Annotated in this window: 9 protein-coding genes; 7 read left to right on the top strand and 2 right to left on the bottom strand. The window is 63.5% G+C overall.

All coding sequences use genetic code 11. The annotated features are described in order from the left end of the window. Positions 1–174: 174 nt before the first annotated feature. Positions 175–1,023 (bottom strand): tryptophan 2,3-dioxygenase, encoded by an 849-nt coding sequence (kynA, locus tag SOM61_RS17135; RefSeq protein ID WP_320475188.1) that lies wholly within the window; start codon positions 1,021–1,023, stop codon positions 175–177. 12 nt (positions 1,024–1,035) lie between these two features. Beyond that, positions 1,036–2,310 carry a kynureninase gene (gene kynU / locus SOM61_RS17130; protein ID WP_320475187.1) on the bottom strand — a complete coding sequence of 425 codons (1,275 nt, stop codon included), beginning with the start codon at positions 2,308–2,310 and terminating at the stop codon, positions 1,036–1,038. Positions 2,311–2,912: 602 nt separating this feature from the next. On the opposite strand from kynU, the gene flhD reads away from it, so the two are divergent. From flhD to SOM61_RS17095, 7 genes are all read left to right on the top strand, one after another. After that, positions 2,913–3,230, top strand: a complete 318-nt coding sequence (flhD, locus tag SOM61_RS17125) for a flagellar transcriptional regulator FlhD (RefSeq protein WP_005666655.1) — start codon at positions 2,913–2,915, stop codon at positions 3,228–3,230. A 52-nt stretch (positions 3,231–3,282) separates the two neighbouring features. Then, complete coding sequence (gene flhC, locus SOM61_RS17120; RefSeq protein WP_320475186.1) at positions 3,283–3,879, top strand: flagellar transcriptional regulator FlhC; 597 nt, start codon at positions 3,283–3,285, stop codon at positions 3,877–3,879. Beyond that, on the top strand, positions 3,839–4,642 hold the full coding sequence (locus SOM61_RS17115; RefSeq protein WP_320475185.1) for a class I SAM-dependent methyltransferase: 804 nt from the start codon (positions 3,839–3,841) through the stop codon (positions 4,640–4,642). Before flhC ends, SOM61_RS17115 begins: the two co-directional genes overlap by 41 nt. A gap of 146 nt (positions 4,643–4,788) precedes the next feature. After that, entirely contained in the window at positions 4,789–5,643 is an 855-nt protein-coding gene (gene motA / locus SOM61_RS17110; RefSeq protein WP_320475184.1) for a flagellar motor stator protein MotA, read from the top strand. Positions 5,644–5,695: 52 nt separating this feature from the next. Beyond that, on the top strand, positions 5,696–6,628 hold the full coding sequence (gene motB, locus SOM61_RS17105; protein ID WP_320475183.1) for a flagellar motor protein MotB: 933 nt from the start codon (positions 5,696–5,698) through the stop codon (positions 6,626–6,628). Between the two features lie 25 nt (positions 6,629–6,653). Then, the gene (locus SOM61_RS17100) at positions 6,654–7,202 is read left to right on the top strand and encodes a chemotaxis protein (protein ID WP_320475182.1); all 549 of its coding nucleotides are present in this window, start codon (positions 6,654–6,656) and stop codon (positions 7,200–7,202) included. Positions 7,203–7,276: 74 nt separating this feature from the next. Then, entirely contained in the window at positions 7,277–7,642 is a 366-nt protein-coding gene (locus tag SOM61_RS17095; RefSeq protein ID WP_320475181.1) for a response regulator, read from the top strand. Positions 7,643–7,672 lie beyond the last annotated feature (30 nt).

Here is a 7,672-nt window from a genome sequence, read left to right as displayed (position 1 = left end):
AGGCCCCATCACGATGCGGCACGGACTCGAACGCTTCGGCAGCATGATGCAAGGCTGGAAGCTTGCACAGATGTGGACTTAGCCTAGCGCCTGCGCGGGAACGACGTACAAGTGGCGCGGGCCACGAGCAGAATGCGCCGCCTGGCCGCCTGGCCGCCTGGCCGCCTGGCCGCCTTACAGCTCGGTGCGCAGCGCGAACAGCTCCGGGAACAGCACCACGTCCAGCATCTTGCGCAGGTAGCTCACGCCGGCGGTGCCGCCGGTGCCGGTCTTGAAGCCGATGATGCGCTCGACCGTGCTCACGTGGCGGAAGCGCCAGAAGCGGAATGCCGTCTCGAGGTCGACCAGCTTCTCGGCCAGCTCGTACAGCGCCCAGTGGCGTTCGGTGTCGCCATACACCTGCAGCCAGGCCGCCTTGACCGAGTCGTCGGCGCGGGTCGGCCCGGTCCAGTCGGCGTCGATCCGCGCCGGGTCGATATCGAGGCCGCTGCGCGCCAGCAGCATCACCGCTTCGTCGTAGATCGAGGGCAGGGCCAGTTCGCGCGCCAGCAGGGCGTGGGCGTCGGGCGACTTCTCGTGCACCGCCAGCAGCGCCGCGTTCTTGTTCCCGAGGATGAATTCCAGTTCGCGGTACTGGAACGACTGGAAGCCCGACGAGGCGCCCAGGTAGGGGCGGATCGCCGTGTATTCGGGCGGGGTCATGGTGGCCAGCACGTCCCAGGCGTGCACCAGCTGGTCCATGATGCGCGCCACCCGCGCCAGCATCTTGAAGGCGGGCGGCAGGTTGCCTTCGCGGATGTGGCGCCGCACCGCCTGCAGTTCGTGCAGCATCAGCTTGATCCACAGCTCGCTGGTCTGGTGCTGGACGATGAACAGCAGCTCGTTGTGGTTGGGCGAGCGCGGATGCTGGGCGTTCAGGATCTGGTCCAGGCCCAGGTAGTCGCCATAGCTCATGGCTTCCTTGAGGTCCATTTTGGCGCCGTGCCATTCGGCCGGCTGGCCCTCGTTCTGTTCTTTCTTCATGTCGGTGCCCAATCAGGTAACGAGGCCGCGGGCGGCGCTGACGTCGTAGTCGTTGCGGTCCAGGATGTCCTTCAGGATCTCGACCGCATCCCAGATGTCGGCGAAGCTGGTGTACAGCGGCGTGAAGCCGAAGCGCATGATCTCGGGCTCGCGGTAGTCGCCGATCACGCCGCGCGCGATCAGGGCCGCCATCACCGCATAGCCGTGCGGGTGGGTGAAGCTCACCTGGCTGCCGCGGCGCGCATGTTCGCGCGGCGTCACCAGGCCCAGCGGATGGCCGGTACAGCGGCGCTCGACCAGGTCGATGAACAGGTCGGTCAGTTGCAGCGACTTGGCGCGCACCGCGGCCATGTCGGTCGCCTCGAAGATCTCCAGGCCGCACTCGACCAGCGCCAGCGAGATGATGGGTTGGGTGCCGCACAGGGCGCGGCCGATGCCGGCCACCGGGGCGAAGGCGGGCGCCATCGCGAACGGGCTGGCGTGGCCCCACCAGCCAGAGAGCGGATGGTCGAATCGCGCCTGGTGTTTTTGCGGCACCCAGATGAAGGCCGGGGCGCCCGGTCCGCCGTTCAGGTATTTATAGGTGCAGCCGACGGCGAAGTCGGCATCGGCCGCCTGCAGGTCGACCGGTACCGCGCCGGCCGAATGGGCCAGGTCCCACACCGCCAGCGCGCCGGCTTCGTGCGCCAGGCGGGTCAGCGAGGCCATATCGTGCTGGTAGCCGGTGCGGTAGTTGACGTGGGTGAGCATCAGCACCGCGCAGTCGGCATCGAGTGCGGCCGGAATCTCGTCCACGCTGTCGACCAGGCGCACCCGGTAGCCGCGCTCCAGCCAGCGGGAGAGGCCTTCGGCCATATAGATATCGGTCGGGAAGTTGCTGCGTTCGGTGACGATGGTGCGGCGGTCGCCACCGCGGCGGCCGGCGCTGGCGCCCTCCGACTGGATGCGCAGGGCGGCGGCCAGCGCCTTGAACAGATTGAGCGAGGTGGTGTCGGTAACGGCCACTTCGCCGGGGCCGGCGCCGAGCAGCGGGGCCAGGCGGTCGCCCAGGCGTTTCGGCATGTCGAACCAGCCGGCCGTGTTCCAGCTCTTGATCAGGTCGGTTCCCCATTCGCGCGCCACCACGTCCTGGGCGCGGGCCAGGGCGGCGCGGGGACGGGCGCCGAGCGAGTTGCCGTCCAGGTAGATGACGCCCTCGGGCAGGTCGAAACGGGTGCGCAGCGCGGCCAGCGGGTCGCGTGCATCGAGCGCCAGGCAGTCGGCGCGGGTGGTGGTTGGTGCGGTCATGCCGGTCCCATATATAGATAGTTGACGCTTGAAGAATGCGTGCAGGTCGGCAGTGTAGCAAGTTCCATCGTCTATCGACACCCGAATGTTGCCTTTACGACATTCGTTGTATTGACGAAAAAATGTTGAAATTATTTTGCGTCCAACCCTAAAGTTCCTGATGAGCTGTCCGATAACGAGTCAGAAGGGCAGAAAGGCGTCGAAAAAATATTGAAAAATATTTTCAAAAAACCCTAAAGTCCGGCTGAAGGCTGCCGTTAATGGATGAGTGAAGTGCATAAAAGCAACACATGCACAGGCGGTAAAGCGGAAATTTCCGAGTTTCCGTGAGTAAATTCAGCAAAACCTGTAGTGAATCTGCGACAGCTGCCGGCTGGCGTAGACCCAAATCAAGGTGCTTCCCGGCGCCGTTTCAGCCCTCTTTTCTGGTGGGTTTTCATAGGGAGTCAGAGGCGTTTGTCAGACAAACTCCTACGGCTCTCCCTCGTTGTTCGCCTACCTTAAATACAGGTTTTGTCCAATTCCTGAAAAGTTTCCTCACAGTCAGAATCTATCTCGTCGGCAACACAAAACAACGCCGAAACAACCAACGGAGAGAGAAGATGACGATGAACGACATGATGGCTGAGATTCGCGACGCAAACCTGAGCTACCTGATGCTGGCCCAGCAGATGATTCGTGCCGACAAAGTCACCGCCATCTTCCGCCTGGGCGTGTCGGCCGAGATCGCCGACCTGATCGAAGGCATGAGCAATGCCCAGATCCTGAAGCTCGCCGGCGGCAACATGATGCTGGCCCGCTTCCGCTTCGACGACACCGCGATCCTGGGCATGCTGACCAGCCACACCAAGGAACGCAGCCTGGCGCAATCGCACGCTGCCATCCTGATGGCAGGCCAGCCGGTCGAAGAGATCGTATAATCCCTGCCAGCGGCCACTTTACGGCCGCCTTGGAACAGGCCGGGAGCAGTGCATGAGCAAAAAAAGCGTCGTAACCGAAGCGCAGGAAATCCAGCTCGCGATCGAACTGATCAACCTGGGCGCACGCCTGCAGTTGCTGGAGACCGAGGTCTCGCTGTCGCGTGAACGCTTGCTCAAACTGTACAAGGAGCTCAAGGGTGTCTCTCCACCCAAGGGCATGCTCCCGTTCTCCACCGACTGGTTCCTGACCTGGCAACCGAACATCCACTCCTCGCTGTTCATGAACATCCACCAGTTCCTGGTGGAGCATGCCGGTGCCTCCGGCATCCAGGCCGTCATGAAGGCCTATAAGCTCTACCTCGAACAAATGCCGCCGGCGCCGGGCGAAGAACCGCTGCTGTCGCTCACGCGCGCCTGGACCCTGGTGCGTTTCTTCCAGAGCGGCATGCTGCTGCTGGCTCCGTGCAGCCGCTGCCAGGGCAAATTCATCGTCAACGCCCTCGACCTGAACGCCGACTACCTGTGCGGCCTGTGCCACATGCCTTCGCGCGCCGGCAAGACCCGCAAGGCCAAGGATGCCCGCGAAGCGGCCGAGCGCGCCGTTGCCGATGCGGCCGACGCTGCCGGCGACGCCGCCACCGGCGCCTGACTTGGCGCCACGTCTGTTCCGCTTTCCCGCGGTCCGGGCGCTCCTGATCCAGGTCGCCGCCTTTCCACTCACGCTCGCCATCGTCTACCTCCTCGCCAGCAACGGCCTGGTCTTGTCGTATTGGCACGTCGCCCTGGTGCAGGGCGTGCTGGCCGCGCTGCTGTCCTGGTGGCGCGGCCTGGCCAGCTGGTGGCGCGCGATCCAGTTCGGTTTTCCGCTGGCGCTGCTGGGCGCCAGCCAGCTGGCGATTCCGCCGACCGTCTTTCTCGCCGTTTTCCTGTTCCTGTTACTACTGTACTGGTCGACCTACCGCACCCAGGTGCCTTACTACCCGTCCGGGCGCAAGGTGTGGGAGGCGGTGGCGGCCGCGCTGCCGCAAGAGCGGCCAGTGCGCGTGATCGACATCGGCAGCGGCATCGGCGGCCTGGTGCTCGAGCTGCAGCGGCGCCGGCCGGAGTCACGCATCGAGGGGATCGAGCTGGCGCCGCTGCCGTGGCTGGCCAGCCATGTGCGGGCGCTGGCCACCCGTAGCCGCGCGCGTTTTATCCGCGGCGACTACGAAAAACTCGACCTCGGCGACTACGACGCCGTGTTTGCCTATCTGTCGCCCGCCGCGATGAGCGCGCTGTGGCGCAAGGCCGCGCGCGAGATGCGGCCCGGTTCGACGCTTTTCAGTTACGAATTCGTCATCGAAGACCGGCCGCCGAGCCGCGTCATCCATCCAGCGAGGCAAGGACCGGCGCTGTATATGTGGGACTTTTAGGCGACAAATGGTGAGTATTCAGGGAGTTTTTCTTGCTCGTGGGCCATTCTCCAGCTAGAGTAGTTCCCTGAATAAACTTTTTCTGAAATTACCGGTTTCGGGTCCTCAGGACGAGGTCGGAACAGGCTTTTCTGGAGCTAAATCCCTTGTTAGTGATTGTTGGTTACATCATTGTTTGCGCCTGCGTGTTCGGCGGGTTTGCGCTCGCCGGCGGTCACCTGGCATCGCTGTGGCAGCCGATCGAGCTGTTGATGATCGGCGGCGCCGCCTTTGGCGCCTTCTTCGTCGGTAACAACGGCAAGGCGATCAAGGCCACGCTGAAGGCCTTCCCGAGCATCTTCAAGGGTTCCAAGTATACGAAGGACATGTATATGGAGCTGATGGCCCTGCAATTCGACGTGCTGTCGAAGGTGCGCAAGGAAGGCCTGATGTCGATCGAGGGCGATATCGAAGCGCCGGATTCGTCGCCGCTGTTCTCCAAATACCCGGCGGTGGTGGCCGACCACCACATCATCGAATTCATGACCGATTACCTGCGCCTGATGGTGTCGGGGAATATGGACGCGATGCAGATCGAAAACCTGATGGACAACGAGATCGAGACCCACCACCACGAAGGCGCGATCCCGGCCCACGTGATCGCCAAGATCGGCGACGGCCTGCCGGCCTTCGGTATCGTGGCGGCGGTGATGGGCGTGGTGCACACCATGGAATCGGTCGGCCTGCCGCCGGCCGAGCTGGGGATCCTGATCGCGAAGGCGCTGGTCGGTACCTTCCTGGGCATCCTGCTGGCCTACGCCTTCGTCTCGCCGCTGGCCACCGTGCTGGAACAGAAGCTCGAAGAATCGACCAAGATGTTCCAGTGCGTGAAAGTCACGCTGCTGGCGAGCCTGAACGGCTATGCGCCGGCGCTGGCCGTCGAATTTGGCCGCAAGGTGCTGTACTCGACCGAGCGTCCGACCTTTGCCGAGCTCGAAGAGCACATCAAGAAGAAGAAATAAGCCGCGATGACCGCATTCGACTTCACCCCCGGCTGCACGAAGGGAGGCGCGCATGGCTGACGACAACGCGCGGCCCATCGTCGTCAAGCGCATCAAGAAGGTGGCCGGCGGCCACCACGGCGGCGCCTGGAAGATTGCCTACGCCGACTTCGTGACTGCGATGATGGCGTTCTTCCTGCTCATGTGGCTGCTGGGCTCGACCGCCAAGGGCGACCTGGTCGGCATTTCGGAATACTTCAAGACGCCGCTGAAGGTGGCGATGGCGGGCGGCTCCGGTTCGGGCGACTCGTCGTCGGTCATCAAGGGCGGCGGCGAAGACCTGACCCGCACCGCCGGCCAGGTCAAGCGCGGCGATTCGCCGCCCGAGAAGAAGACCTACGACCTGCAGGCGGCCAAGGCCGCGCTGGCGCGCGAAGAAGGACAGCGACTGCAAATGCTCAAGTCGCGCATCGAGTCGGCCATCGAGGTCAACCCGATGCTCAAGAAGTACCAGAACCAGCTGCTGCTCGACATCACCAGCGAAGGCCTGCGGATCCAGATCGTGGACGAGAAGAACCGCCCGATGTTCGCGCTGGCCAAGGCCGAGCTGCAGCCATATACCAAGGAAATCCTGCACATCATCGGCATGGTGCTCAACGAGGTGCCGAACAAGCTGGGGATTTCGGGGCATACGGATTCGACGCCGTATTACAGCGAATCGGGCTACAGCAACTGGGAACTGTCGGCCGACCGCGCCAACGCCTCGCGCCGCGAGATGGTGCTGGGCGGCCTGCAGGACGACAAGGTGCTGCGCGTGGTAGGACTGGCCTCGGCCGCCCACCTCGATGCGAAGGACCCGTTCAACCCGGTCAACCGCCGCATCAGCATCATCGTCATGAACAAGCGCACCGAAGACGCGGTGCGGCGCGACGCGGCGACATTGGACGTGCCGGCGGAGGATGCCGAAGCGGCGGCCACCGCCACGCTGGAAGCAGTAAAAAAATAGGCCCGGCAGGACTGGAGAGAGTGAAATGACAAGAAAAAAAATATTGGGATCGCATGTGAAGCGCCTGCTGTCGGGCGTGTCCATGCACGGGCGGCGCCACCTGACCGAGGTCGAGACCGACCTGCTGCAGACCGAACTGCTGCTGGAAGAGGCGATCGACAAGCTCACCGCCAGCTTCATGGCAGTGCACACGGCGGTCGGGGCGCGCCAGGAAGCGATCGAGCGGCTGCTGGAGGGCGGTGCGCCGACGCCGGAAGACCGTGCTTTGCTGTCGTCGATGTCGGGCGAAGTGGGCGCGCACGTGAACACGGCGATCACCAGCATGCAGTTCCAGGACATGACGGCGCAACTGATTGAACGTACACTGCGACGCGTGGCGGGCTTGCGCGACTTTTTGGGCACGCTCAGCGAGCATGGCGCCGATATCGCGCCCGAGACCGACAGCGACGAGATCGTCGATCGGCTCGGCAAGGTCAGCATGGCGCTGGCGATCCAGTCGCTCGAACTGCGCAGCATGCTGCGCCGCTCGGTCGAGCAGAAGCACCTGGAAAGCGGCGACGTCGAGCTGTTCTGAGCTTTGCTCTGAGCGCATCTACCGAACAATTCAACCGGCATGAAGCCGGATACAAAATAGCAGGAGCAAAAAGAATGGCAAAAACGATTCTCGCGGTCGACGATTCCAGTTCGCTGCGCCAGATGGTGGCGTTCAGCCTGAAGGCGGCGGGCTACAACGTGGTGGAGGCCGTGGACGGCCAGGATGGCCTGGAAAAGGCGAAGCTGCAGAACGTCGACCTGGTGCTGACCGACCAGAACATGCCGAAGATGGACGGCCTGCAGCTGATCAAGACCCTGCGCACCTTGCCGGGCTACGCCAAGACCCCGATCCTGATGCTCACCACCGAGTCGTCGGACGAGATGAAGAACAAAGGCCGCGCCGCCGGCGCCAACGGCTGGCTGGTCAAGCCCTTCGATCCGCAGCGCCTGATCGAGGTGGTCAAAAAAGTGATCGGCTGACGCCATGCGCCACGCCCTGACCCTGCTTTC

Source organism: Massilia sp. CFBP9012, from assembly GCF_034045115.1.
Taxonomy (GTDB): domain Bacteria; phylum Pseudomonadota; class Gammaproteobacteria; order Burkholderiales; family Burkholderiaceae_D; genus Telluria.
The sequence above is the reverse complement of the archived record's forward strand: the minus strand, read 5'-3'. Positions and strand labels throughout refer to the sequence as shown.

Coding starts and splice junctions, on each gene's coding strand:
- SOM61_RS17095 (WP_320475181.1), top strand. CDS start 7,277: ATGGCAAAAACGATTCTCGCGGTCGACGATTCCAGTTCGCTGCGCCAG.
- kynA (WP_320475188.1), bottom strand. CDS start 1,023: ATGAAGAAAGAACAGAACGAGGGCCAGCCGGCCGAATGGCACGGCGCC.
- SOM61_RS17115 (WP_320475185.1), top strand. CDS start 3,839: ATGCGGCCGACGCTGCCGGCGACGCCGCCACCGGCGCCTGACTTGGCG.
- SOM61_RS17100 (WP_320475182.1), top strand. CDS start 6,654: ATGACAAGAAAAAAAATATTGGGATCGCATGTGAAGCGCCTGCTGTCG.
- flhD (WP_005666655.1), top strand. CDS start 2,913: ATGACGATGAACGACATGATGGCTGAGATTCGCGACGCAAACCTGAGC.
- motB (WP_320475183.1), top strand. CDS start 5,696: ATGGCTGACGACAACGCGCGGCCCATCGTCGTCAAGCGCATCAAGAAG.
- flhC (WP_320475186.1), top strand. CDS start 3,283: ATGAGCAAAAAAAGCGTCGTAACCGAAGCGCAGGAAATCCAGCTCGCG.
- kynU (WP_320475187.1), bottom strand. CDS start 2,310: ATGACCGCACCAACCACCACCCGCGCCGACTGCCTGGCGCTCGATGCA.